The 25,205-nt window shown below is 32.2% G+C and carries 31 protein-coding genes; 20 read left to right on the forward strand and 11 right to left on the reverse strand.

Going from position 1 to position 25,205, the window contains the following annotated elements; genetic code table 11:
• The first annotated feature begins 29 nt into the window (after positions 1 to 29).
• The 11 genes from ACFVRR_RS09210 (at position 30) to ACFVRR_RS09260 (ending at position 9,858) form a co-directional block, all read left to right on the forward strand.
• Positions 30 to 1,280, forward strand: coding sequence for an MDR family MFS transporter (locus tag ACFVRR_RS09210; protein ID WP_387327346.1), 1,251 nt, complete (start codon positions 30 to 32; stop codon positions 1,278 to 1,280).
• Positions 1,281 to 1,397: 117 nt separating this feature from the next.
• Positions 1,398 to 1,646 carry a hypothetical protein gene (locus ACFVRR_RS09215; protein ID WP_387327349.1) on the forward strand — a complete coding sequence of 83 codons (249 nt, stop codon included), beginning with the start codon at positions 1,398 to 1,400 and terminating at the stop codon, positions 1,644 to 1,646.
• A 91-nt stretch (positions 1,647 to 1,737) separates the two neighbouring features.
• The gene (locus ACFVRR_RS09220; RefSeq protein ID WP_387327352.1) at positions 1,738 to 2,049 is read left to right on the forward strand and encodes a hypothetical protein; all 312 of its coding nucleotides are present in this window, start codon (positions 1,738 to 1,740) and stop codon (positions 2,047 to 2,049) included.
• A gap of 110 nt (positions 2,050 to 2,159) precedes the next feature.
• Entirely contained in the window at positions 2,160 to 2,597 is a 438-nt protein-coding gene (locus ACFVRR_RS09225) for a BrxA/BrxB family bacilliredoxin (RefSeq protein ID WP_387327355.1), read from the forward strand.
• A gap of 451 nt (positions 2,598 to 3,048) precedes the next feature.
• Positions 3,049 to 3,531 carry an NUDIX hydrolase gene (locus tag ACFVRR_RS09230; RefSeq protein WP_387327358.1) on the forward strand — a complete coding sequence of 161 codons (483 nt, stop codon included), beginning with the start codon at positions 3,049 to 3,051 and terminating at the stop codon, positions 3,529 to 3,531.
• 453 nt (positions 3,532 to 3,984) lie between these two features.
• Positions 3,985 to 4,740 carry a transporter substrate-binding domain-containing protein gene (locus tag ACFVRR_RS09235; protein ID WP_387327361.1) on the forward strand — a complete coding sequence of 252 codons (756 nt, stop codon included), beginning with the start codon at positions 3,985 to 3,987 and terminating at the stop codon, positions 4,738 to 4,740.
• A 97-nt stretch (positions 4,741 to 4,837) separates the two neighbouring features.
• Positions 4,838 to 6,178, forward strand: a complete 1,341-nt coding sequence (locus ACFVRR_RS09240) for an aspartate aminotransferase family protein (protein ID WP_387327364.1) — start codon at positions 4,838 to 4,840, stop codon at positions 6,176 to 6,178.
• Between the two features lie 77 nt (positions 6,179 to 6,255).
• Positions 6,256 to 6,915, forward strand: coding sequence for an amino acid ABC transporter permease (locus ACFVRR_RS09245; RefSeq protein WP_097974534.1), 660 nt, complete (start codon positions 6,256 to 6,258; stop codon positions 6,913 to 6,915).
• Positions 6,908 to 7,630 (forward strand): amino acid ABC transporter ATP-binding protein, encoded by a 723-nt coding sequence (locus tag ACFVRR_RS09250; RefSeq protein ID WP_097974536.1) that lies wholly within the window; start codon positions 6,908 to 6,910, stop codon positions 7,628 to 7,630. The genes ACFVRR_RS09245 and ACFVRR_RS09250 overlap by 8 nt, the downstream gene beginning before the upstream one ends.
• 336 nt (positions 7,631 to 7,966) lie before the next feature.
• On the forward strand, positions 7,967 to 8,311 hold the full coding sequence (locus ACFVRR_RS09255) for a DUF485 domain-containing protein (RefSeq protein WP_387327368.1): 345 nt from the start codon (positions 7,967 to 7,969) through the stop codon (positions 8,309 to 8,311).
• Positions 8,308 to 9,858 (forward strand): solute symporter family protein, encoded by a 1,551-nt coding sequence (locus ACFVRR_RS09260; RefSeq protein ID WP_387327371.1) that lies wholly within the window; start codon positions 8,308 to 8,310, stop codon positions 9,856 to 9,858. The genes ACFVRR_RS09255 and ACFVRR_RS09260 overlap by 4 nt, the downstream gene beginning before the upstream one ends.
• Positions 9,859 to 9,925: 67 nt before the next feature.
• Here ACFVRR_RS09260 and ACFVRR_RS09265 read toward each other — a convergent pair whose 3' ends face one another.
• Complete coding sequence (locus ACFVRR_RS09265; RefSeq protein ID WP_097974541.1) at positions 9,926 to 10,450, reverse strand: acyl-CoA thioesterase; 525 nt, start codon at positions 10,448 to 10,450, stop codon at positions 9,926 to 9,928.
• Between the two features lie 148 nt (positions 10,451 to 10,598).
• Between ACFVRR_RS09265 and ACFVRR_RS09270 the strand changes: the two genes are divergently transcribed.
• Positions 10,599 to 11,558 (forward strand): aromatic acid exporter family protein, encoded by a 960-nt coding sequence (locus ACFVRR_RS09270; RefSeq protein WP_387327375.1) that lies wholly within the window; start codon positions 10,599 to 10,601, stop codon positions 11,556 to 11,558.
• Positions 11,559 to 11,571: 13 nt separating this feature from the next.
• Positions 11,572 to 12,087: a L,D-transpeptidase gene (locus ACFVRR_RS09275; RefSeq protein WP_025671086.1), complete on the forward strand. Its 516-nt coding sequence runs from the start codon at positions 11,572 to 11,574 to the stop codon at positions 12,085 to 12,087.
• A 70-nt stretch (positions 12,088 to 12,157) separates the two neighbouring features.
• Here the strand turns inward: ACFVRR_RS09275 and prli42 are convergent, their stop codons facing one another.
• Both prli42 and ACFVRR_RS09285 read right to left on the reverse strand, forming a co-directional pair.
• Positions 12,158 to 12,250 carry a stressosome-associated protein Prli42 gene (gene prli42 / locus ACFVRR_RS09280; RefSeq protein WP_156339731.1) on the reverse strand — a complete coding sequence of 31 codons (93 nt, stop codon included), beginning with the start codon at positions 12,248 to 12,250 and terminating at the stop codon, positions 12,158 to 12,160.
• Positions 12,251 to 12,482: 232 nt separating this feature from the next.
• Positions 12,483 to 14,144: a M4 family metallopeptidase gene (locus ACFVRR_RS09285; RefSeq protein WP_387327380.1), complete on the reverse strand. Its 1,662-nt coding sequence runs from the start codon at positions 14,142 to 14,144 to the stop codon at positions 12,483 to 12,485.
• Positions 14,145 to 14,592: 448 nt separating this feature from the next.
• Here ACFVRR_RS09285 and mce point away from each other — a divergent pair, with 448 nt between their 5' ends.
• From mce to ACFVRR_RS09300, 3 genes are read left to right on the forward strand one after another with little or no spacing between them, the layout of a single operon-like run.
• Positions 14,593 to 15,012 (forward strand): methylmalonyl-CoA epimerase, encoded by a 420-nt coding sequence (mce, locus tag ACFVRR_RS09290; RefSeq protein ID WP_335477637.1) that lies wholly within the window; start codon positions 14,593 to 14,595, stop codon positions 15,010 to 15,012.
• On the forward strand, positions 14,999 to 16,540 hold the full coding sequence (locus ACFVRR_RS09295) for an acyl-CoA carboxylase subunit beta (RefSeq protein WP_387327384.1): 1,542 nt from the start codon (positions 14,999 to 15,001) through the stop codon (positions 16,538 to 16,540). Before mce ends, ACFVRR_RS09295 begins: the two co-directional genes overlap by 14 nt.
• A 38-nt stretch (positions 16,541 to 16,578) precedes the next feature.
• The gene (locus ACFVRR_RS09300) at positions 16,579 to 17,697 is read left to right on the forward strand and encodes a M20/M25/M40 family metallo-hydrolase (RefSeq protein ID WP_387327387.1); all 1,119 of its coding nucleotides are present in this window, start codon (positions 16,579 to 16,581) and stop codon (positions 17,695 to 17,697) included.
• Between the two features lie 184 nt (positions 17,698 to 17,881).
• Here ACFVRR_RS09300 and ACFVRR_RS09305 read toward each other — a convergent pair whose 3' ends face one another.
• The 4 genes from ACFVRR_RS09305 to ACFVRR_RS09320 all read right to left on the reverse strand — a co-directional run bounded on the left by ACFVRR_RS09305 (position 17,882) and on the right by ACFVRR_RS09320 (position 20,296).
• Positions 17,882 to 18,064 (reverse strand): hypothetical protein, encoded by a 183-nt coding sequence (locus ACFVRR_RS09305; RefSeq protein WP_387327390.1) that lies wholly within the window; start codon positions 18,062 to 18,064, stop codon positions 17,882 to 17,884.
• A 114-nt stretch (positions 18,065 to 18,178) separates the two neighbouring features.
• The gene (locus ACFVRR_RS09310) at positions 18,179 to 18,658 is read right to left on the reverse strand and encodes a hypothetical protein (RefSeq protein WP_387327393.1); all 480 of its coding nucleotides are present in this window, start codon (positions 18,656 to 18,658) and stop codon (positions 18,179 to 18,181) included.
• A 36-nt stretch (positions 18,659 to 18,694) separates the two neighbouring features.
• Positions 18,695 to 19,123: an SMI1/KNR4 family protein gene (locus ACFVRR_RS09315; RefSeq protein ID WP_387327396.1), complete on the reverse strand. Its 429-nt coding sequence runs from the start codon at positions 19,121 to 19,123 to the stop codon at positions 18,695 to 18,697.
• A 570-nt stretch (positions 19,124 to 19,693) separates the two neighbouring features.
• Positions 19,694 to 20,296: a DedA family protein gene (locus ACFVRR_RS09320; RefSeq protein WP_387327399.1), complete on the reverse strand. Its 603-nt coding sequence runs from the start codon at positions 20,294 to 20,296 to the stop codon at positions 19,694 to 19,696.
• A gap of 188 nt (positions 20,297 to 20,484) precedes the next feature.
• Between ACFVRR_RS09320 and ACFVRR_RS09325 the strand changes: the two genes are divergently transcribed.
• From ACFVRR_RS09325 to ACFVRR_RS09335, 3 genes are all read left to right on the forward strand, one after another.
• Positions 20,485 to 21,192 carry an alpha/beta hydrolase family protein gene (locus ACFVRR_RS09325; RefSeq protein ID WP_387327402.1) on the forward strand — a complete coding sequence of 236 codons (708 nt, stop codon included), beginning with the start codon at positions 20,485 to 20,487 and terminating at the stop codon, positions 21,190 to 21,192.
• Positions 21,185 to 21,379, forward strand: coding sequence for a helix-hairpin-helix domain-containing protein (locus ACFVRR_RS09330; RefSeq protein ID WP_387327405.1), 195 nt, complete (start codon positions 21,185 to 21,187; stop codon positions 21,377 to 21,379). The genes ACFVRR_RS09325 and ACFVRR_RS09330 overlap by 8 nt, the downstream gene beginning before the upstream one ends.
• Positions 21,380 to 21,564: 185 nt before the next feature.
• A complete protein-coding gene (locus tag ACFVRR_RS09335; RefSeq protein ID WP_387327408.1) occupies positions 21,565 to 22,905 on the forward strand; it encodes a glycosyltransferase family 2 protein in 1,341 nt (446 codons plus the stop codon).
• Positions 22,906 to 22,972: 67 nt separating this feature from the next.
• On the opposite strand, the gene ACFVRR_RS09340 is transcribed toward ACFVRR_RS09335, so the two are convergent.
• Positions 22,973 to 23,257, reverse strand: coding sequence for a YiaA/YiaB family inner membrane protein (locus ACFVRR_RS09340; protein ID WP_387327411.1), 285 nt, complete (start codon positions 23,255 to 23,257; stop codon positions 22,973 to 22,975).
• A 270-nt stretch (positions 23,258 to 23,527) separates the two neighbouring features.
• On the opposite strand from ACFVRR_RS09340, the gene ACFVRR_RS09345 reads away from it, so the two are divergent.
• Positions 23,528 to 23,692 carry a hypothetical protein gene (locus tag ACFVRR_RS09345; RefSeq protein WP_175403474.1) on the forward strand — a complete coding sequence of 55 codons (165 nt, stop codon included), beginning with the start codon at positions 23,528 to 23,530 and terminating at the stop codon, positions 23,690 to 23,692.
• Positions 23,693 to 23,760: 68 nt separating this feature from the next.
• Here the strand turns inward: ACFVRR_RS09345 and ACFVRR_RS09350 are convergent, their stop codons facing one another.
• The 3 genes from ACFVRR_RS09350 to ACFVRR_RS09360 form a co-directional block, all read right to left on the reverse strand.
• Positions 23,761 to 24,159 carry a thiol-disulfide oxidoreductase DCC family protein gene (locus ACFVRR_RS09350; protein ID WP_387327414.1) on the reverse strand — a complete coding sequence of 133 codons (399 nt, stop codon included), beginning with the start codon at positions 24,157 to 24,159 and terminating at the stop codon, positions 23,761 to 23,763.
• 17 nt (positions 24,160 to 24,176) lie between these two features.
• Positions 24,177 to 24,554 carry a globin domain-containing protein gene (locus tag ACFVRR_RS09355; protein WP_387327417.1) on the reverse strand — a complete coding sequence of 126 codons (378 nt, stop codon included), beginning with the start codon at positions 24,552 to 24,554 and terminating at the stop codon, positions 24,177 to 24,179.
• Between the two features lie 123 nt (positions 24,555 to 24,677).
• Positions 24,678 to 25,196: a VOC family protein gene (locus tag ACFVRR_RS09360; RefSeq protein ID WP_387327420.1), complete on the reverse strand. Its 519-nt coding sequence runs from the start codon at positions 25,194 to 25,196 to the stop codon at positions 24,678 to 24,680.
• Between the last annotated feature and the right edge of the window lie 9 nt (positions 25,197 to 25,205).

The following is a 25,205-nucleotide window of genomic DNA, read 5'->3' on the forward strand; positions in this document are numbered from 1 at the left end:
TGACATCTTAGAGAAATAGGGGGGATAAGATGTTTAAAAATTTATCTGCCGTACATCCTGTTGCTTGGAATATCGTTATTGGAACTTTATTCGTTAGGTTTGCTAGCACAGTAAGTATGCCATTTTTAGCTATTTATTTAACTTCAGTTAAACATATCTCGCCTGCAATGGTTGGGCTCATGTTAACGGTTTCATCTTTTTTAGGGGTATTTTTCAGTTTTATTGGAGGAACTCTTTCTGATCGTATTGGAAGGAAAACTATTTTATTATCGAGTATTTTCTTATGGTCTATTACATTAGTTGGTTTTGGACTAGGAAATTCATTTGCCTGGTTTTTTGTGCTGAACTCGATTTTAAATATTTGTTCATCATTTTTTGAACCTTCTTCAAGAGCATTACTTTCTGATCTAACAGACGAGAAATCAAAACTGTTAGTCTTTAACTTGCGGTATGCAGCGATTAATGTTGGAGTTGCAGTAGGTCCTTTAGTTGGTTTATATCTAGGAAGCTCAAAAAGCACATTGCCATTCGTATTATCTGGAATTGTGTACTTTTTTTATGGTTTAACATTATTGTTTATGTTATCAAAGTATAAAATTGGAGAAGGAAAGTCTGCTTCAGCAACTAACAAAGTTTCGATGAAGGCATCGTTTTCAATTTTACGTAAGGATATCATCTTTGCATTGACGATTCTAACAATCTGTTTTTATGGTCTTGGTTATTCACAAAGCTTTTCAACAATGTCTCAATATTTTGCGAATGCACCACAGTTTCATAATGGCATTAAACTGTATGCGTATTTAACAACAATCAATGCAGTAACTGTAGTCATACTTCAATTCCCAATTGTAAGTAGAATGAAGAATTTTTCACCTACTGTATCTATGATGATTGGTAATGTGATTGTTAGTTTAGCTGTTGCTGGATTTGGGTTATTTACTAACTTTTTCTTATTAGCACTCGTAATGATTGTGTTAACTGTAGGAGAAATATTTGCATTTACATTTACAGATGTATTTGTCGATCAGCTTGCTCCTGAAGAATTAAAGGGAACTTATTTTGGGGCAATGGGATTTTCAAAACTCGGTTTTGTTTTCGGTCCTGCGCTAGGTGGTAGTTTATTAGCTTACTTCGGATATGAAAATGGCGGCCGTGGATTTGTTATTATTAGTGCAATCGCTTTTATAAGTTTTCCAATGATGTATTTTGTAAATCGACTTTTTCAAAAAAGAAATGCAGTCAAGGTTGAATCGGATGCAAAATTAACTGTTAATTCTTAAAAGAACGCAAATAAGCGTTCTTTTTTTGTTAGATTAAGTATTTTTTCCGTTTATTTCCAGTAACAAATTGTGATACATTTAATGTAAGAATAAAAATAGCTAGGATGGGGAGTTATATTGAATAAATTTGGTTGGCTTTCTTTAATGATGGTTGGTATCAGTATAGTTATAGCTCTTTTTATTAATGATCACCCTCAACAACTAGGCATATTCCTTTTATGTTTCTTAATCTTATCAGTAACAGGGGTAATTTTTGGATTCCTCTCAAAAAAACTTACAAATATTATTCTTGGCGTAGTCCTAAATATTGTCACATGCATTTTCTTCTTCTTAGTAGTATTGGCGTTCGGTATTGGTGAAGCTTAAATAGTAGAGTTTTTTCATCTCATACTAAAAAAGTATGCTTTCGTTCATTTCCTCATATATTTGTATAAACAAATGATATGGGGGGAGAGATATGGACGAACTTCTTTTTGATCAGCTTAAGTTATTAAGTTGGGACTGTATAATATTAGAAGGTGCTAGTGAGCAAGAAGAAGAGCTAATGAAAAATGTATTATCCACATTACATTCAATCGGATTAAAAAATAAAATTGATGCAAAAGTTTTATTTATTGCAGGAGATGTGGAAAAGATTGATCAGTTTGTCGTAAAAAATCCATTCGTAACTGTCATTCGTGTTGTTGAAGAATTAAATGAAGATTACCAATACGCCATATCTACATTAGCTCATTTACCGAATGTAATTGTAGAGTTAGTGGATGAATAATTAAGGCGTTAAAAGATTCATTAAAAATAATAAAACTAGCAGGTTCAAAAGCTTGAATTAATAGCCGCTATATTGGTAAGATGAAAAAAAGCATGTAAGGAGTAGATGAAATGAATATGAATTTTAATTTTTTTATGAATGATGTTGTCCATACTGCACGTCAAGAAATCGTAGCGGCTGGTTATGCAGAGTTAAAAACACCTGAGGAAGTAGAGCAAGCTCTAGAAAAGAAAGGCACTACACTTGTAATGGTAAACTCAGTATGTGGTTGTGCTGGTGGTATTGCTCGTCCTGCAGCAGCACATTCAGTGCACTATGATGCAAGACCTGACCAATTAGTAACTGTGTTTGCTGGGCAAGATAAAGAAGCTACTGCAAGAGCTCGTGAATTTTTTACTGGTAAAGCACCATCATCTCCGTCATTTGCACTTTTAAAAGACGGTGAGCTTGTAGCAATGGTTGAGCGTCATGAAATTGAAGGTCATGATCCAATGCAAGTCATTCAAAAACTTCAAAATTACTTCGATCAATTTTGTGAAGAAATGTAAATAAAAAAGTACAAAAATTTATGAGGGGAATTCCATAAATTTTTGTACTTTTTTTGTACATAATAATATTATTATGTAAACTGTGTTTTAAATGAAGCGTTTTAGTTAATTATTTTGTAAATAAAATAAAAGATAAAAAAGAAAGATAATACAGCTAAAGAGCATGTAAAAATTAATAACATTAATGCATCTTTATATGCTGTTTCATCAAATTTTACGCGAAAAGCGAAGGATTCTGATCTATGTTTTTTTAATTTTCTATACTGGTTTAAATCGATAATATTTGATTGATCCACAACACACCTCTCCTTTGTAGTTCTAATATATTAATTAAATTTTAAAATATTCTAAATAATTAGTAAAGTTGTTTTGCGAACAAAATACTAGCAAATTATGCCATAATTAATAGGAATAAAATTTACTAATATGCTTGAAAGGTAAGTGGGAATTTGTGAAATATACTTTATGTTTTATCAAACGTAATGATGAACTATTAATGTTAAATCGTATAAATGCTCCTACAATGGGAATTTGGAATGGTGTTGGTGGAAAAATAGAAAAAGGGGAAACAATCGAAAGATCAGTTCAAAGAGAAATTGCAGAAGAAACAGGAATACAGATTGAGCTGAAAGATATAACTTATAAGGGGAAAGTGACCTGGCATGAAGAAAATGTGGATTTCGGAGGTATGTATGTATTCCTGGCCGAGGTTTCTAATAGCTTAAAATATGATACGCCATTAAAAACAGATGAAGGAATTTTAGATTGGAAAAAAATTGATTGGGTAATAGATGAAAAAAATCAAGGAGTAGGAGAGTGTATTCCTTATTTTCTTCCAATACTATTAAATAATGAGCGAAATCATCATTATTCCTTTTATTATAAGGAAAATAAGGTTGTTGATGTAGTAATTCAAGAAGAAATTTTAGTATAATAAAATAATTTATAAATGAATAATGTAATCATTTTTATGATAATACCATTTCCACAATGGTATTTTTTTTATGAACAAGTATGAAAACGCTTAAATTTGGGGGAATTAAAGTGTTCGGTAATAAAAAATGTAGTAATTTGCGAGAATTGTCGAAAACTTTATGAAAGGTTTGAAAAGTCTAATAACAAGGCTCTCATTCGCTTGGATGAATAAATATATAAACGTAATGAATATTAATAAAAATTTTTTTATTATAATATCCCTGTAAAATTAAGCTATGACTAATTTTTTTGTCGAATTACTGAAAAATATATTTGCATATTTATTAGTATGTGTTAAAATTCATTTTGTAGAATAATTATTCATTCGAAAAAAATGGTTGTTTAATAGAATACTAAAAAAGATAATAGAAATAATAAGTTTGAATTTTACAAAAATTAGGGGGAAGCATTTATGAAAAAAATAGTCGGAGTTTTAGCTGCATCAGCATTATCAATTGGAATGTTATCTGCTTGTAACAAGTCAGATGATAAAACCTTAATCTTAGGAACAAGTGCGGATTATAAGCCTTATGAGTTTATTGACACAAAAAATGACAAAATAGTTGGGTTTGATGTTGACTTAGCTAAAGCGCTTGGTAAAAAAACTGGATACACAATTAAAGTAAAAGATATTGATTTTACTTCATTAATTACTGCGATGAATGCAGATAAAGTAGATTTTATAATGGCCGGTATGAAAAAGACACCTGAGCGTGCGAAAAATGCAGATTTCACTGAACCATATTTCACTGATCAAAATGAAATAATTGTAAATAAAGATTCAAATATTAAAAGTGTTGAAGATTTAAAGGGAAAAACAGTCGGAGTACAAGCTGGTTCAATTCAAGAAACAAAAGCAATTGAAGTTTCTAAAAAGGTTGGATTTAAAGTTGAAAACCGTAACCGTATTCCTGAGATGGTAGAAGAATTAAAAGCTGGAAGATTTGATGCTGTTGTTATCGAACAATCTGTAGCAAGTGGCTATTTAAATAAATTACCTCAAATGCAAGGTGAATTAATGCAAGATTTCTTTGAACAATCTGGTTCAGCAGTAGCTCTTCCAAAAGGTAGTAAATTAACTCCTAAATTTGATAAAGCACTAAAAGAATTAAAAGCTGATGGAACTGTTGATAAATTAATTAAAAAATGGTTCGGTGAATTGAAGTAAAACGTAAGATTTTAATAGTTTTAAAGATAACCCAATAGGGTATGGCGGAAGATATAGAAATGATAAGTTTTTGTTGTAATCAGGGGAGGAATTATTGATGGAGAAAGATTGGAGTCACTTATTAGAAAAAATGCCTTTACGTCTTGCACCAAGCATGGCAAAGGATCATCCTAATTTACCAGTTGTAAAGGAAGAAGGCTGTTACTATTATGGTGTAGATGGTAAAGAGTACTTAGACTTTACATCTGGTATTGCTACTACAAATGTTGGACATCGTCATCCAAAAGTAGTACAGGCAATTAAAGATGGCGCAGATTCTTTAGCACATGGTCCATCGGGTGTTATTATTTACGAATCGATTTTAAAGCTAGCAGATGAGTTGGCTGAAATTCTTCCTGGTAATTTAGATACTTTCTTTTTTGGTAATAGTGGAACTGAAGCGATTGAAGGTGCGATTAAGCTAGCTAAACATGCTACTAAACGTCCATATATTGTTTCATTTATTGGTTGTTTCCATGGCCGTTCTATGGGAGCTCTAAGCGTTACGACTTCAAAAAGTAAGTATCGAAAATTTTTACAACCAACAGGCTCTTATCAAATACCTTATGCAAATGTTTCCGAATGCCCTGAAGGTTATGATGAAGAACAATATGTAGTAGAGCAATTAGAAAAAGATTTTAAACGTTTATTTAATCATCAAGTAACACCAGAAGAAGTAGCTGCAGTTATTGTAGAGCCAGTTCTAGGTGAAGGTGGATATATAGTACCACCTAAGGCATGGTTAAAGAAAATACGAGAAATCTGTGATAAAAATAATATTTTACTAATTTTTGATGAAGTTCAAACTGGATTTGGACGTACAGGAGATTGGTTTGCTGCACATACTTTTGATGTAACGCCAGATATTATGGCAATTGCAAAAGGTATTGCAAATGGTATTCCTTTAAGTGCGACTGTAGCATCAAATGAACTAATGAAACAGTGGCCACTAGGTAGTCACGGAACAACATTTGGAGGAAATCCAATAGCTTGTTCAGCTGCGTTGGCTGTTTTAGAAATTATAAAAGAAGAAAAGCTTTTAGAAAATACGAGAGAAGTTGGAGCTTACGCAGTAGAAAAACTGAATGCATTAAAAGAAAAGCATTCAGTAATTGGAAGCATTCGCTCTATTGGTTTAATGATCGGCATTGAAATCATTAATCCAGCTACAAAAGAACCAAACGGTGATGGTTTATTTAAAATTCTTGATCTTGCTTTGGAAAAAGGTGTTTTATTCTACTTCTGTGGTAATAACAGTGAAGTAATTCGAATGATTCCACCATTAACAGTTACGAAGAATCAAATCGATGATGGGCTAGCAATCTTAGATGAAGCATTAACAGAATATGAGCAATCCATTGGATATGAATTATATGAAACAAAGGGCATTGGTTTCTAAACCAGTGCTCTTTATCTAAACAGGCTTTGTCGAATAAACTTTCAATTTAAAGACAAATAGTAAAGGAGTACTACAATATGAACTTAGATTTTTCTCAAATTGTCCCTTCAATTCCATATATATTGGCCGGATTAAAATTAACACTATTAGTAGTTGTTTGTTCAATTTTATTAGGTCTTGTTTTAGCAATTTTACTTGCATTAATGAAAATTAGCCGTGCAAAATGGTTAGTTGTATTAGCTGATTTTTATACTTCAATTTTTCGTGGAACACCGATGGTTTTGCAATTAATGATCATTTATTATGGTTTACCACAATTAATTGGTTTCGATATCGAAAAGTTCCCCGCAGCGGTATTGGCTTTTGGATTGAATTCAGGAGCTTATGTATCAGAGATCATCCGTGCAGGTATACTAGCAGTAGATAAAGGTCAACAAGAAGCTGCTTCAGCTTTAGGTATCCCTTACCGTAAAATGATGTCAAAAATTATTTTACCTCAAGCATTTAAAAATATTTTACCAGCTTTGATGAATGAGTTTATTACATTAACGAAGGAATCAGCAATGGTAACAGTAATTGGTGCATCTGATTTAATGAGAAGAGCATTCTTAGTAGGTGGAGAGACGTACTCATTTATGGAGCCACTTATTTTTGTAGCAGCAATCTATTACATTATCATTATGATCCTATCCCTTCTGGGTAAATCAGTTGAAAGGAGAATGCGTACAAATGATTAGAATTACTAATTTAAATAAAAGCTTTGGAAATGTTCATGTATTAAAAGGAATCACAACTATAATTGAACAAGGGTCTGTAGTTGCTGTAATTGGCCCATCTGGTTCTGGTAAATCTACATTTTTGCGTTGTATGAATTTATTAGAAACTCCTTCAGATGGTGAAATTTGGATGGATGATATTGAAATTACAAATCCTAAAAGTAATATAATGAAAATACGTGAAGAAGTAGGTATGGTATTCCAGCATTTTCATTTGTTCCCACATATGACAGTACTAGAAAATATTACGTATGCCCCGATTAATGTAAAAGGTATGAGTAAGGCTAAAGCAGAAGAAAATGCAAAGGCACTTCTTGAAAAAGTTGGACTTCTTGAAAAAGCAAACGTATATCCACCTAAACTTTCAGGTGGTCAGAAACAACGTGTAGCTATAGCAAGAGCACTTGCAATGGAACCTAAAGTAATGCTATTTGATGAACCAACATCAGCTTTAGATCCAGAGATGGTAAAAGAAGTACTTGAAGTAATGAAATCATTAGCTCATACTGGTATGACAATGGTCATCGTTACACATGAAATGGGTTTTGCAAAGGAAGTTGCAGATCGAATTCTATTCCTAGACGAAGGAAATCTAGTTGAGGATGCAACTCCAATCGAATTATTCACAAGACCAAAAACAAATCGTGCTAAGTTATTCCTTGAGAAAGTTTTATAAGTCATCACTTAAATGTGAAGAATCCCTACTTTTCATCTGAAAAGAGGGATTTTTTTATTGACAAAAAATTCATTGAATTACTAAAAAAATGTCTAATTATGTTTTAGGTATGTAAGTTAGCGTGTGTTTCTTGTATTTCAACTTCAGTTTGTACTCAAATTTTACAAAAAAAAAAATAAATCATTAGAACTTGTTAATTCTTGTCTATCGAAAACATTTATTAAAGTGGATCAAAATGAAATAAAATTATCTTAGTTTCTGAATATTCTTTCATTTTAATTGCAATAATATCTTCAAATTTTTCAAGAAATAAAAACTTGAAAGGAGAGTATGATGATGGAATTGGACAAAAATTCTAGTACGAGTATAACTCAAAGCAAATACTCGGAAGTGGCAAAATCTGATGAGTTTAAGCAGTTATTGAAAGCAAAAAGAAAGTTTATTCTACCAATGTCTTTATTCTTTTTTTGTTTTTACATTGCATTACCATTAATGACTTCTTATTCTAAAGCACTAAATACAAAAGCATTTGGGGAGGTAACATGGGCTTGGATGTTTGCATTTGCTCAATTTGTTATGACATGGGTATTATGTATGATTTACAGTAAGAAAGCTGAATCCTTTGACAAAATGGCTGATGGTGTATTGGAAAAGTTAAATAAAGGAGGGGAGGAAGTTTGAATACGACGGCATTTACATTATTTTTAATTATCGTACTAGGAACGCTAGTTATTACATATTTCGCTTCTAAAAAAACAAAAGATGCGAAAGATTTTTATACAGCAGGCGGTGGATTGACAGGATGGCAAAATGGATTTGCAATTGCAGGTGACTATATGTCAGCAGCATCCTTTTTAGGAATTGCAGGTGCAATCGCTTTAACTGGATTCGATGGATTTTTCTATAGCATCGGATTTTTAGTTGCATATTTAGTCGTTTTATATTTAGTAGCAGAGCCTTTACGAAATCTTGGAAAATACACCTTAGCAGATATGATTGCTGCGCGATTTGATCAAAGAAAAGTAAGAGGGGTAGCCGCGTTAAACACAATGACGATTTCAATCTTTTATATGATTGCACAACTAGTTGGTGCTGGTGCACTGATTAAATTATTACTTGGAATTGATTATACGAAAGCTGTTTTAATAGTAGGTATTTTAATGACTGTATATGTAATATTTGGAGGTATGAGGGCTACTAGTTGGGTTCAAATCGTAAAGGCAATCCTTCTAATGCTTGGAACATTAGTCATTTCAATCATCGTTTTTGCTAAATTTAATTTCAACATTAATGAAATGTTTAGTCAAATGAGAACGGCAACTCCTCTAAAGGACTCGTTTTTAAATCCAGGTGTAAAATACACAAATGGATTAGATACAATTTCATTAAATTTAGCACTTGTTCTTGGAACTGCCGGATTACCTCATATACTGGTCCGCTTCTTTACAGTGCGTGATGCGAAAACGGCACGAAAATCAGTCGTTTATGCAACTTGGTTAATCGGAGCATTTTACATCATGACCATTTTCCTTGGATTTGGGGCAGCTGCATTTGTTGGAAATTCTGAGATTATAAAAGCAAATCCAGCAGGAAATATGGCGGCGCCACTTTTAGCTGAAGTATTAGGTGGCAACTTTTTATTTGCCTTTGTTTCAGCTGTAGCATTTGCAACTATACTTGCAGTAGTAGCAGGGCTAGTATTAACTGCTGCATCTGCCTTTGCACATGATTTTTACAATGAAATCTTAAAACAAGGTAAAGCAACTGAAAAAGAGCAAGTTTCAATGGCTAGATATGCATCGATTGGAGTTGCTTTAATCTCAATCTTACTTGCAATATTTGCACAAACATTAAATGTTGCCTTTTTAGTATCCTTAGCATTTGCTGTTGCTGCAAGTGCGAACTTACCAGTCATACTCTTTACAATCTATTGGAAACGTTTTAATACGACTGGCGCAATTACTGGTATGTTAACTGGATTACTATCTGCAATCATACTAGTAGCGATAAGTCCAAATATTTGGAGTCCTATAGAAGGAAAAGCCATTTTTGTTGGAAATCCATTAATTAATTTAACGAATCCGGGGATTATATCGATTCCTTTAGGATTCATAGCTGCTTATTTAGGTACAATTCTATCAAGTAGGAAAGAAAATGAAGCTAAATTTGATGAAATTCTTGTGAAGTCTAATACTGGCCATGGGGTATCTGGTGTTTCTACGCATTAATCATAATTAGAAAAAAAGAAACTGAAGAAAATTTCTCAGTTTCTTTTTTATTTAGGAACAAATTAATTTACTCATCACTTTGTTTTAATTTTAAAGGTTTTGTAGAGATAATCGATTCAATGTTTTTACTTATTAGTTTATTATTTTTACGATTTTCGATTCTTACTTTTGCTATTTCAGCAAGTTCTCGTTCTTCTTCGGTTTCAAGAATGATCGTTGGAACTGGTACCGTTTTATTATCTTTCATCCCAACAAATGTTAAAAATGAAGCAGCTGCAACGCGGCGATTGCCTGTAATCAAGTTCTCTGCAATCGCTTTTACGAAAATTACCATAGATGAAGTTCCTGTAACGACGACAAAGGATTCATAAGAGATACAATCCTCTTCTGTAACAGGATGTAAGAAGTCTACATGGTCGATCGAAGCAGTGACACATTTCAATCTTGAATGTTTAGAAGCAGTAATTGAAGCAGTCATATCCATGTCAGCAAGAATTTTTCCACCAAATAATGTTTGGTGATTGTTTAGGTCAGTAGGGAAAACTCGAACAGTTAATGCTGAACGCGATTCATGGCAATATTTTGAACTCATAAATTCACACCTTTTATTAGAATAATGATATTTTTACCAATCTATTTTTTATTAAGCGTAATTATGAGATGAAATTTTCATTAGAAATATTAACCTATTGAATGAATCAAATACGACATAAAGTAAAACATAAATAATAGGTGATATTATGTATAGAATTGGTTCAAGGATTGTTAAAACGGCGTTAGGGAGTGCAGTTGCAATTTTTATTGCACAATCGGTGGGAGTTCATTTTTACGCGTCTGCTGGAACATTAACAATATTATGTATACAAACTACTAAAAAACGTTCATTAGATACAGCGTTAAGAAGGTTTTCTGCATGCGTGCTGATCATCCTTTTTTGTATTTTTTTCTTTCATATTTTTGGTTATACACCTTTAGCGATTGGACTATTACTTTTATTTTTTATTCCAAGCTTAGTAAAGCTTAAAATTCAAGAAGGAGTCATTTCTAGTGCAGTGATCATGCTACATCTATATGGTCTAAAAAACATTACATCTTCAATAATAGTAGATGAGTTAACTGTAATTGTAATAGGAATTGGTGTAGCTTTACTTTGTAATTTATATATGCCTAGTTTAGATAATCAAATAAAAAGCTTTAAAGTACAAATTGATTCTAAATTTTGTTTTATTTTTGAGAAGATTTCTATTTATTTAAAAGAACCAGCTAATAAATGTTTTTTAGAAGAATATGATGAAACAGTAAAATTGCTTCAAGAAGCAAAGAGAATTTCTAAATTAGAAATCGATAATCATTATTTTAAATCCTCGAATGATGAAGATTATGAATACTTTTTATTAAGAGAGCGGCAACTTGAAATTATTCACCGTATTATTGACACGGTTTGTGACATTAAAGTGAGTAACGAACAATCTCATATTTTATCCAAATTTTTTAAAGATCTAAGCTTTTCAATTAACCCGATCATAAGTGGAGCTATATGTTTATATCAGTTGGAAGAAATCTATGGTATGTTTCGGGCGATGCCGTTACCACAAACATCTGATGATTTTGAAACTAGAGCATCGGTATTAACAATCATCAATGAAATGGAAAGTTTTTTGATTTTGAAATCGAAGTTTAAGGGGAAATACGCTAAGTGAAATTAAAAAGGGGTTGCTTTATTTGCTTAAACTAGTTCTATCACTACTTTTAGTAATTGGTCCAGTATGGCCACTTGGACAAAATCCAAGGGTAGGCGAACCATTTATTATTATTAATAAAGAAGTAAATAATTTGGCATATATAGAAGATGGTAAAGTTCTAAGGATTTATCGAATTGCTACCGGAAAAACAGCAGATTTAACTCCTGAAGGTATTTTTAATATTACATATAAAGCCAAAAATCCATATTGGCGCAAAAAGAATATTCCAGGAGGGGATCCTAAAAATCCTCTAGGAACTAGATGGATTGGTTTTGACGCATTAGGTACTGATGGTTCGATTTATGGTATTCATGGAAATAATGACCCTTCAACAATTGGTAAATATATATCAAATGGATGTGTAAGAATGTATACAAATGATGTAAATGAACTTTTTGATAAAATCCCATATGGAACGAAAGTGTTAATCACAACATCATCAAGTTCATTTGAACAACTAGCTCGTGAACAAGGTGCAATCAGATAATAAAGAGGATTCACCATCAAAATCTCAAGATCTTGTTGATGAATCCTCTTTTTCCATATTATTTGGCCTTTTATAACATAGCAGCGATACCTGCAAGTAAAGTAGTAGCAAGCATTGAAATTAACATAATCATAACAACTACTTTTTGTGTTTTTTTTCTCATGTGATTACCACCTTATATTAAAGAATTACAATTTATTAATTTTTTATTAGAATCATACAAGTGTTGTCCTATTTTAGCATATGTAGGATATTTTTTACAGTCTAAGCCTCTTTTTTAGTAGCTCCCATCCTTGCCTAATTAATACGCTGTATTATGCCAAAATAAAAAAGGGTCTCATAAGCATTTTTAGCTTACGAGACATCCCTTATTTACTCAAAATGTAATTAAAATTTTACTTAACTCCAACCGCGTCAAATGCTTTATTTACAGTAGTTACTTCAGCGGAGCTGGTACCGTAAAGGTCAGAAGCTGCTTTCACACATGCCGCACGAGCTTGACTGAAAGTAGAGGAAGCTGTTAAGTAAACAGTATTTGCACGATAGAAAATTTGAGCTAGTTTATCATTTCCGATCCCCGTAACAGACACGCCATAAGCAGTTCCACCATTAGCAATTAAGTAAGCAGCTTTATTAATAATACCGCTATTTGTATGAACTCCTCCATTATCAGATGTACCAGTGTAACGATTTGCATAGTTATCTGGATCTCCATATTTAGTTGGGTCACTCATCGAACGAAGTGCATCACCTGCAATTTTTGGTGTATAAATATCTTCACCAATCAGGTAATCAGGATTTTTATTATTATAGAACTCTATTAATGTACCAAAAATATCAGAAATTGCTTCGTTTAGTGCACCAGATTCATTCTGATAAGTTAAATTTGAGCTAGTTTCTGTTACAGCGTGAGTTAACTCATGTGCTACTACGTCAATACCACCTGATAATGGAATAAATGTTGTACCATCACCATCGCCATAAACCATTTGCGTCCCGTTCCAAAACGCATTGTTGTAATTACGGCCATAATGGACACTCGATTTTAGTGCACCGCCTTTATTATCATAGGAATTACGATTAAAAACAGTTTTATAATAATCAAATGTTAATCCAGCAAAATAATGTGCGTCAACTGCAGCTGCATCATAAGTGCTATTTAGCAGATTATCAGGACTTGTCCAAAGTGTACCAGCAAGACGTGTTTTGTTAGCCGCATCATAAGTGAAAATACCACCTGAGGCTCTAGTGTTATCTTGTAAATAATAAGTTGAACCTGATACAGTCATATTTAGTGTTTTTGTATCACCAAGCACGCCAACTCCTGTTCCAGTTGTATTCGTACTACTTGTTGTTCCACCAGGTTTTGTAGGAGGGGCACTACTATCTGCTTCGTCTAAATTATTATAGCTATTTAATATTTTTCCAGTTGATGCATCAATGAAATAATTAAAGTTTCCTGGTTTAGGAGAAAGGAAGTTTAAGTTTACAAGGTAAGCGTAAGTAGCTTCATCACCATTTGTGTAAACAACTAGATCTGCTGTAGGGTCTTTTTCATAGATAGGAGTATAACCAAGGTCGGCTTCTGCAATTTTAATAGATTTGTTGGCATTTACTTTCTTTTCAGATTTAAGTCCTTTTTTCGTATCTAGATTAGGTGCTACCGTACCAGAGAAAGCTGTTAGAACACCATCGTCTGCAACTAATGCTGTTTGAGTAGAGCCCCAAACAGGTACACCATTATATACTTGTTGTAGTCGAAGAGCGGTTCCTAAAATATCTTTATTGCTAGATTTAATAATGAATGATTCATCTGAGGATTTCGAACCGAGTTTAAATTTATCTTTGTTAGCATTGACATAGCCTAGTACAATGCTCTCAGGACTTTGAGTAGATGTCTTTGTCAGCTGACCTGAAACAAATTCAGGTGATCCTACAGATTCATTGTACTTGTAGCTAGATAACACATTTTTTGGTGCAGCATATGTATTTGTTACTGAAAAACTACTTGCTGCTAATCCTAAAGATAACCCAACTGCTAAAACTTTTTTGCTCACTTAAATTCCTCCCTAGTTAACAAATAGTGATAACGAGGTTATATTATCATGTAATCTAGTAGGTTTACAAACTACAAAAAACTGCAATAATTGCACTTTTTTTTGGAAAAATAAGTCTTTTATATCGAGTCTAAATAACAATTCGGTTGATAAGTAGTCAGATTGTTTTATGAAAAGAGAAAAAGTGAGGGGAATGCCGTCGAACTTTTTTTAATTGCTTGTAGTTTTGGTGTTTAGCTTAATTGTTCTCTTGATTCAAAATCATAACTTCATTTTCAGTGTTATCTCTTAAAATACGGTTGGATACTGCTACGGTTTTTAATCATGTTTGTCCACTTTCTTGAATATTGTTTAAATAATAGTTTATGTAATTTTGAACAGATTACAGTACATAAAAAATCTCATATGTTTCTAAAAAAAAGCATTGAATTGAAGGAGAGGGAAAAAAATGTTTACAAATATAGATCATATGGCAATCTGTGTAAAAAATTTAAACGATAGTATTAAAAAGTATGAGGGTGATTTAGGCTTATCATACTCATATCGAGAAATAGATGAAGACCAAGGTGTAGAAGTCGCATTTTTTAAAACAAATAAAATTAACATCGAATTAATCCAACCACTTACATCAACGAATCCTGTACATAAATATATTGAAAAAAAAGGTGAAGGATTGCATCATATTGCTTTTCAAGTAGATGACATCGAAAAATCACTATTAGAACTAAAAAAACGCCAATTCAATTTAATCCATCATTCACCACGTAATGGGAGTGAGGGGTCAAAAGTTGCCTTTATCCACCCTAAACAATTTGGAGTATTAATCGAAATTGTTCAAAAAAGGGGGGAGTTTAATGAGCAAGTATGATGATCTTTATAAACTATATGAAAAGAAATCTGAAATAGAGCAAGGTGGAGGATTTGAACGGATTGAGAAACAACATGAACGTGGAAAGTTTACAGCACGAGAAAGAATTGACATGCTATTAGATGAAGGGAGTTTTGTTGAGTTATTTAGTTTTGTCGAGCATCGTTGTTCAGATTTTGGAATGGATGAACAAAATGGTGCATGTGATGGAGTTGTCACAGGTTATGGCAAAATTAACGATCGAACGGTATTTGTTTTTTCGCAAGATTTTACTGTGTTCGGCGGTGCTTTAGGTGAAATGCATGCGAAAAAAATAAGTCAATTAATGGATATGGCAGTACAGTGTAAGGCTCCGATTATTGGATTAAATGATTCAGGTGGAGCTAGAATCCAAGAAGGTGTCCTTTCTTTAGATGGTTATGGACATGTTTTTTATCGTAATACGATTTATTCAGGGGTTGTACCACAAATTTCAGTTATTATGGGGCCTTGTGCAGGTGGTGCAGTCTATTCTCCAGCAATTACTGACTTCGTTGTCATGGTTAATGGAACTAGCCAAATGTTTATTACGGGACCTAAAGTAATCGAAAGTGTAACAGGTGAGAAAATCTCTGCAGAGGATTTAGGTGGAGCTAAAGTCCATAATGAGATAAGTGGAAATGCTCATTTCCAAGCTGGGTCGGAAGAAGAAGCCCTTAAGATCGTTAGAAATTTAATAGAGTATTTACCGGCTCATTGGGAAGAAAAACCACCAACTAAAATGAAAACCGAAAAAGATCTTGATGATTTAATGGAGCTAATTCCTGATGAAAGTAGTCGACCTTATGATGTTAAAAAAATAATAGATATGATTGTAGATGATGATTCCTTTTTTGAGGTTCAAAAAGATTTCGCTAAAAATTTAGTTGTAGGTTTTGCTAGATTAAATGGTGAAGTAGTAGGTCTCGTTTGTAATCAACCTAAATTCATGGCTGGAGGTTTAGATTTACATTCAGCTGATAAAGGGGCAAGATTTATTCGTTTTTGTGATAGTTTTAATATACCAATCATCACTTTTGTTGATGTGACAGGGTTTTTCCCTGGTGTAAAACAGGAGCATGGAGGTATAATAAGGCATGGTGCTAAGCTTTTATATGCGTACTCTGAGGCAACAGTTCCAAAAGTTACAGTCATTACGAGAAAAGCATTTGGTGGAGCATACGTTGCATTAAATAGTAAATCAATTGGAGCAGATTTAGTATTTGCATGGCCAAACGCTGAAATCGCTGTAATGGGTGCTGCAGGTGCTGTAAATATTTTATACGGAAAAGAAATCTCTCAAAGTAATCGACCAGATGAGTTAAGATCAGAATGGATGGATCAATATAAAGAGAAATTTTCTAATCCTTACGTTGCTGCAAAATACGGTTTAGTTGACGATGTTATAGATCCAAGGATGACTAGAAAAAAGCTTATTCAATCTTTAGAAGTATTAAAAAACAAAAATGAAAAGCGCCCAGCAAAAAAACATGGTAATATACCTTTGTAGACATTTTTTTACATATACAATATGGAGGCATGACACAAATGATTAATGAACAACGTGTAGTAGAAGAATTTTTAGAATTAGTACAAGTAGACTCTGAAACTAAGTTTGAAGCTGAAATTGCAAAGGTTTTAAAACAAAAATTAGAAGCCCTTGGAATGAATGTTTTTGAAGACGACACGATGGGTGTTACAGGTCACGGTGCTGGAAATATTGTTGCTACAATTCCTGCTACTAAAGAAGGCGTTGACGGTATTTTCTTCTCTTGTCATATGGATACAGTAACTCCAGGTAATGGTATCAAGCCATCAATCAAAGATGGATATATCGTTACTGACGGAACTACAATTCTAGGTGCAGATGATAAAGCTGGTATCGCAGCATTTTTAGAAGCTGTTAAAATCATTAAAGAACAAAATATTGAGCATGGTGAAATCCAATTCATTATCTCAGTTGGTGAAGAATCTGGATTACATGGTGCTAAAGCAATGGATCCTAAGTTAATTACAACTAAATTTGGATATGCATTAGATAGCGATGAAGAAGTAGGTAACATTATCGTAGCAGCTCCAACTCAAGCTAAAGTAATTGCTACTATTTATGGTAAAACAGCACATGCAGGTGTTGCACCTGAAAAAGGTGTTTCAGCGATTACAATTGCTTCAAAAGCAATTGCAAGAATGCCACTTGGTCGAATCGACGAAGAAACGACTGCTAATATCGGACGTTTCGAAGGTGGAAGTGCAACAAATATCGTATGCGATCAAGTGAATATTTTAGCTGAAGCTCGTTCATTAATCGGTGAAAAAATGGAAGCTCAAGTAGCTAAAATGAAAGCTGCTTTTGAAGAAGTAGCTACTGAAATGGGTGGACGTGCTGAAGTAGAAGTTCAAATTATGTACCCAGGATTTAAATTTGGTGAAGGAGACCACGTTGTTGAAGTTGCAAAACGTGCAGCAGAAAAAATTGGACGTACTCCTGCATTACAACAAAGTGGTGGAGGATCTGACGCGAACGTATTCGCAGGTCACGGTTTCCCAATTGTAAACTTAGCAATCGGTTATGAAGAAATCCACACTACAAATGAAAGAATGCCAATTAAAGAGTTAGTAAAAACTGCTGAAATGGTCATTGCAATTGTAGAAGAAGTTGCTAAATAATTAAGTAAAAAAGGGCTGTCTTATCTATCAGAATAACTGATAAATAGGCGCCCTCTTTTTGTTTTTAAAAATAATGGCTCTGTTAAAGTGGATTATTGATTTTGAACAAAAAAATAAGACCACAAAGATAGTGGTCTTTGCTTGTTCTTATTGAACTAAAGCATCAGTTAGTTGCATAAACTATTTAGTTATGTAAGTTATTATCCCTATTCTTTTTCCCGAGAGAATAAACAGAAGCAAAAAGAAATATCATAGCTAATCCAACTCCAATAATCATTGAATAATCAAAATAATCTTTAAGTGCCATACCTCCAGAAATAGATGCAGTAAACAATAACAAAAAGAAAACTGTATAATTCTTTTTCATAATTTCCCATCACCTCTTTGGTATATTTTACCATAAATATGTAATTTCTTATTAAACTATACTGCAATTTGGTTGAATAAAAAAAGCTACCGAAGCAGCTTTGAGGTTGTTCAACTAATGCATTGCTAATCTAATTACTTGCTCAAAAGTAACGCCTAGATAACGATATTTAATAGTAATTCTATTTATTTTTTTATTATGTAACATACTTAACTCGTATACTTTATCTTTTGCTGAAGCAGTACCTTGGTTTTGCTTCTTAATCAAATTTTTAGGTGATATATTTGGTTTTAATACCATTGATTGAACTTTTGTATTGTTTTTCTCAAAATCAAATACATCTGAGCTATCATACTCTTGAAATCCACTTCCAGCTTGTATCTTTGTTTTTTTAGGAACTTCTTCATTATTTATTGATATTTTCTTTAGATGAATATCACGTAAACCTATATTACCAATTTCAATAGCTATTCCTTTTCCATTATCACTCGGAACGATTCTACCCGTTTCAATTGGTGGTTTTTGTTTTATTAAAACAACGTATGTAACTACTATTATGATTAAAAGTAATAGACTAACAATAATTTTCTTCAAGACATTTATCCCTTTCCTTAATCTTCAAACAAGGAATTAGATACTAATTTCCCCTTCACTCCACCAAACAAGAAAATCTTCTAATGATGGTGCGATCCATGTTCGACTATCGTCTTCATGATTCCATACGTAAATATCATCTTTTTGAATGTCACCGTTAATAATTGAAAATGCGAAAAAGTCACCATTTCCAGCGTCAGCAAAAAATAATAGACTATCGAAAGACATGTAGGAATCCTTATAAACTTCAAGTGTTCTTCGTTCAATATTTTCTTCAATTATTTCATTTGAAGACCAAAATCTTGCACCTTCAGTTTCAACTCCATTTGATTCTTTTAGAAGATTGACTAACTCGTTTGTAATTTCCAAATTAAATCTGTCATTAATTTCTTTTAACTGTTCTTGTGTAGCTGGTTGATTAAATGCTGGTTCATCTGAGACCTTATTAATTAAATTCTTCCACATATCTTATTGTCCTTTCTAATCTAAATTTAATGATATTATCTGAATTATTATAACATTTCTTATTCAACTAAACTGCCATTATGTTGAATAAGAAAAAGCGATCTTCTATATGTTTTAACTAACTTGCAAAAGTTCAATATATTTAATGTCATGATAATTTAAATATCTCTCTTATTTGACAATCAATACTTATAACGAAATGTATGTCGCCATCATAAGTTAAATTTTGATTAATAAAGAGTAATTCATTCGTTCAATAGACTAGTCTATTGTTTTTAAGATTAATCTTATTTATTAAGAAATGATTGGAACGAAAGGGTGCTCGACTCCTATGGGATTAGCGGGAAGGCTGAGACCCCGGAGGCGGCGCCGAGGAGGCTCAGGTCGCGCCCTATGGAAAGCGAGCAACCTGTAGTGGAAATCAATATTCACGACTTACTTATCAATGAAAAATCAAACAATTTAATTGACAATATTCTTTTTTCAACAGCATGAAAAAGACGAGACATTTACGTGTCTCGTCTTTTCAGTAGTTAAGAAGTCTAAAAACTAACTTTCATATCGCTAACGCTAATTTGTAGTTAATCGTTTTCTATATAGGAAAAAGAATACGATCGCAAGCAATAAGGCAGTTGGAAATATGACTAAACTATACTTTGCAAAAATAGACGCCACTTTATCCCATTCTTCACCAAAAATTTTACCTAATGTTATAAAAGTGAATCCCCAAAGAATTGCTCCAATAAATGCAAAAGTTGCAAATTTTTTATAAGAATATTTATTAATGGCAGCAAAATAAGCAGTTAAATGCCTGATTCCGGGTATGAAAAATCCTATTATAAGTATATAAGGTCCAAATTTTGTAAATAAGCTTTTTGTCATTTCAATTTTTTTCTCTGTAATATGAACTTTTGGTCCATATTTATTAAGTAAAGGTAAACCAAATATGTATCCAAGTAAATAACTTAATGAGATTCCACAAATGATTCCAATAATCGCACAAGCTATTGAAGGTAAATATGATAATCTACCTAGAAATACATTATAACCTATGTATACTAAAAGAATTTCATCTGGTAGTGGTAATCCAATAATGCCTCCTATTAATGCTAAAATGATGCCTAAATAACCATAATGACTAATTATTAAGTTTAAATGTTGAACCATTGACATACACATCCTCGTTTTTTTCCGCGTGAAGTAAATAGGCAAAAATTTATTTTAAAGATAATATCATTGTATACAAACAAAAGTATTTTATAGCATTTTTTTAAATATAGCAATTCAAAATTCAAATAATTTTGTTATTATTAGAATGATTTAATATTACGATAGAAAATAAAGAAATTTAGGTGGGAAAAATGATTAATTATTATGAAATAATCCCAAATATATTTAGTAGGAAAGAAACAATCATCATGTTTCATGGTTGGGGTTCAACGATTGAATCACAAATACAACTTGGTAAAGAGCTATCTGAATTAGGATATAAAGTTGTTATTCCCGAAATTAAATACCATGATTCTAGACAGGCTCTGAATAAACATTTCGAACAACAGATTTTACAAACATATTTTTGGAAAACGATATTTGAAACAATTGATGAAGAAAATGAAATGATAAATCAGTTTTGTTTACAAAAAGAAAATACAATTCTGTTAGGTAGTTCAATGGGTGGTTTTATTGCAAGTGGAATGTTTTTTTCAACTAATTGTTATGCCGGATTAATTAATATTAATGGTTCTAGTTCTTTTCTATATTCTGAGAAAAATTTTCGTAAAAAAGATAGAAGAGAACCATTAAATGAAAGTGAATTGGAAACGTTTGTAAAATATGATCCTAAATTTAAAGATAGTACGATAAGAAAGCCTGTTTTATTCTTACACGGCGAACAGGATTTAGTTATTCCAATTGGAGGGCAACTCGATTTCTTAACAACAAAACATCATTCTTATATAGATTTTCTTAAATATAAGGATGTAAATCATACGATCACAAGTAGTATGAAAAACGACTTAATCAATTGGGTTGATAAAAATTTTAAAAAGGAGGGGATTTTTTATGATTGAAAATTCACTACCAAATGGATTAGCTAAACCTGCTATTAGAGCATTAACTTCAGCAGGTTACTTACATTTGGAGCAATTCACACAATTAAGTGAAGCAGAAGTATTAAAATTACATGGGATGGGCCCTAAGGCGATTATGACCATTAAAAATGCATTGGAAGAGAAAGGATTATCTTTTAAAAAATAATATTAGCTAGATTAAGAACTGATAGAAAATCAGTTCTTTTTTATTTTGTCATTATTAAGTAATGCAGGGGGTGTTATAAAATCAATGATTAATACCTTTTTACCAAATGTTGCTTGGATATTATTATAAGTTATAGTGATAAAATGAGCTTTATTGTTAAAATTTCATAAAAAGGAGGAAGGCTATTGGAACCTAACTTGTCTCCTATACAAAAAAAAGGAAACCGATATTATTTAACAGTAAATAAGAAATTTTGGTTTAGCCATTTTATTTCATTTTCTTGGTTAATTTTTTCAATTTATTTATCAATTCCTTGGGTAAAGGATTTATCTGACGTTGTTACTACGCCTATAGCAATCATTATAATAGGTGGTATTGCCTACATACCGGGCTATATGAGCACTTTTTTAGTCATAAGTTTACTACTCGATAAACAACCGAATTTTAAAAATGAATTTCCAAATGATTCGATAACTGTATTAGTGGCTGCTTATAATGAAGAAGGTGCTATTTTTAATACGTTAAAATATATTTCAGATCAAGATTATACTGGTAAAATAAACATTATTGTTATTAATAATAATTCAACTGATGGTACAGATTGTGAAGTAATGAGGGCGAAAAAAGAGTTGAGTTCAAATATTACTTTATTACATCAACCAAAACCAGGTAAGTTTCATGCACTTAATTTAGGCTTGGAGTATGTAAAAACACCATATGTCATTACTTTAGATGCAGATACTTTAATCCATCCTTCTGCAGTAAGATACTTAGTTTCAAGAATAAAAAGTAGCCCTTCTGATGTTAGTGCTGTTGCTGGTTCAATGTTAGTTCGTAATAGTCGTGAAACATTTTGGACTAAGATTCAAGAGTGGGACTACTTCTTAGGAATTGCTTCCATAAAAAGACTTCAGGGATTATATCAAGGAACTCTTGTTGCACAAGGGGCGTTTAGTTTATATAAAACTGATTGTGTAAAGGAAGTTAATGGTTGGCCAGATGCAATTGGAGAAGATATCGTTTTAACATGGAGACTTTTACAAAAACAATGGAAGGTATACTTCGAACCATTAGCAGTAGCATTTACTGATGCACCTACAACCTTTGGTCATTTTGCTAAACAAAGATCAAGATGGGCACGAGGTATGGTTGAAGGACTAATTGAAATAAAACCGTGGCAACAACCACAAGTTTATACGAAATATTTAACTGGTATTAATCTCATGATGATTTACTTAGATCTTATTTACACTTTATGTTGGATTCCTGGACTGATTTTAGCGTTTTTTGGAATCAACATTATTGTTGGTCCAATGACTTTATTAGTTCTCCCATTTACATTTATTAGCTATTCAATCCTGTATTTTTACCAGAAAAACTATGTTTTCCGTAATTTGAATTTAAGAATAAGAAATAATCGTATAGGATTTCTATTCTTTCTATTATGCTATCAAATGATTATGTCGCCAGTTTCACTTTATGGCTATATTCAAGAATTCTTTAAATTAAAACGAGTTTGGGAATAAAAACTTTATAATCAAAAGGAAGGGGATCACAAAAGTAAATGTACTTTTAGTGATCCCCTTTTTGTTTTTATAAATTAGTTGTTTCTTTCTTTGTTGAACTATCTAGTTTCATCTTTAATTGAACTTCTTGCTCAGCGATAATATCATCATCTTCGGCATTATCACGAACAACCTTTTGGGTTAAAATTGAGCCTACTGCTACTAATAGCATAACTGCAATATAATAACCTTTTTCGTTTAATTCCATATCTGCATTGTAAAGTCCGATACAAAACAAAAATACTCCTGCAACCAATGTAAAGTAAGCTAAAACAGTAAATGCTGGTGTGTTTCTACGTCTGTGCGTCTGCAAATTTAATTACGCTCCGGCTAAGATTTTTCTTAATTGTTTGACGTTAAAAATGCAATTAAGAAGGTATATATGATTTCAAAAAAATTTTTAACGTCTAATATTATTATATAAAATTTGTTATTGAATAGTAATAAAATTCTAATAAATTAGTAAGTTAGAAAATATTACTGGAATTTTTTAGGAAAAAGCTAAATAAAAAATAGAGAAATACAAAAAGATATCTATCCACAAATAGATAGGAAATATTTATTTGGAGAGGATGGTCAGATTTTGAGTAATAGAGGTGCTGGTATTGGAGGAATCGTGTTTGTAGGCTGTATGTTTCTAGGCGGAGGAATTGGAAGTTTATTACATGAACCACATTCTGGTTGGCTAATTGGAATGGGGGTTGGATTTTTAGGGCTCGCTTTAACAAGATTTCTAATAAAAAGTTAATTCGGGAACTAAAAAAGAACCTCAAGGGGAAGTGATAACCTTGTGGTTCTTTTAATTGAAGAGGAATTTTATAAATAAAATCGATCCCTGATTTCTTTTGAGGGAATCATACACGATTCGTTTTTTCCAAAGAATTTAAAACGATTTCTTGCGATCAGTCTATATAAATAGTTACGTATTGTAGCTGGGATTATGATAAAGGCATAGAAAAATTTTGGCCAGCCTTCTAAATTTTTTGCAATAGAAAGTGCAGCTGAAGATTCTATTTTTATTTTTCCATTTTGAACAAGAATAATTGAATCAATTGAACCAAGTTCGGGGTGATCCTTCTTAAGCTTTTCGCCAAATGTGGATTGTAGTGCGGCAAAATGAAAATAACCTTTTTGGTCATGTTTAATTATAAATTGAACAGCTCCATTGCATAAAATACATTCACCATCAAATAAAATAACTGGCCTCTCGCTCATAATTTATCCCCTAAAGATTATTCTTGGTTCACCATATGGTAAGCAACATTTCTTAAATGTTGTAATAATGGCTCTTTAATTTCTTCATTTAAATCGACATCATCCATTGCTTTTCCCATGCAATCCAACCAGTCATGAGCTAATTCAATTGTAATTGGAAAAGGCAAATGACGCGCGCGCATTCTTGGATGACCGCGTTCCATACTATAATATTGTGGTCCACCTAAAAACTGTGTTAAAAATAGTTTTTGTTTACGAGCTGTTTCCTCCCAGTCACCTGGAAATATTGCTGAAAGTCTCTCATGCTTTGAAACATAAGAATAAAAAGTATCCACTAGCTCTTCTAATTTTTCTTTCCCTATATAATCATACATTGATTGATTTTCGTTACTCAAAAGAAAATACCTCCATTAATTTCAAAAAATACAATTTAGATAGGTTTATTTTATCTCTTTTTGAACTTTATGAGAAGTAAATAGGAACTTTAGGGAATGTATTTTATTATTTAAACCCCTATTCTAATTAGAAGAGGGGTTTCCTTCATAAGCTTCAATTAAGTTGTTTATATTGATTTTATTCTTAGTTTGTAGAACAGCTTTCATTACTCGTTCAGATTTTTCTAGATTAGAGTCATTTAATAGTTGAGGTAAAATGGTCGGAACAATTTGCCATGAGACACCAAATTGATCTTTTAACCAACCACATGCTTGCGCATTTTTATCTCCATCCTTTGATAATTTTTCCCAATAATAATCTATTTCTTCTTGGGAGTCACAATGAACGATGAATGAAATTGCTTCTGTAAATTTAAAGTGTGGTCCACCGTTTAACGCAACAAAATCTAGCCCTTCTAAGCTAAATTGGATTGTCATAACAGCTCCTTCTTCCATACTGTTTGGGTCATGTCTTTCTTTTCCAAAACGTGTAATTCTTTCAATCTTTGAATTCTTAAATATAGAAGTGTAGTAATTTACGGCTTCTTCGGCTTGTGTATCAAACCATAAATTCGTTGATATTTTTTTAATTTTACTTAGCATAGCTTTTCT

The sequence above is a fragment of the Gottfriedia sp. NPDC057948 genome, assembly GCF_042887255.1.
Lineage (GTDB): Bacteria > Bacillota > Bacilli > Bacillales > Bacillaceae_G > Gottfriedia.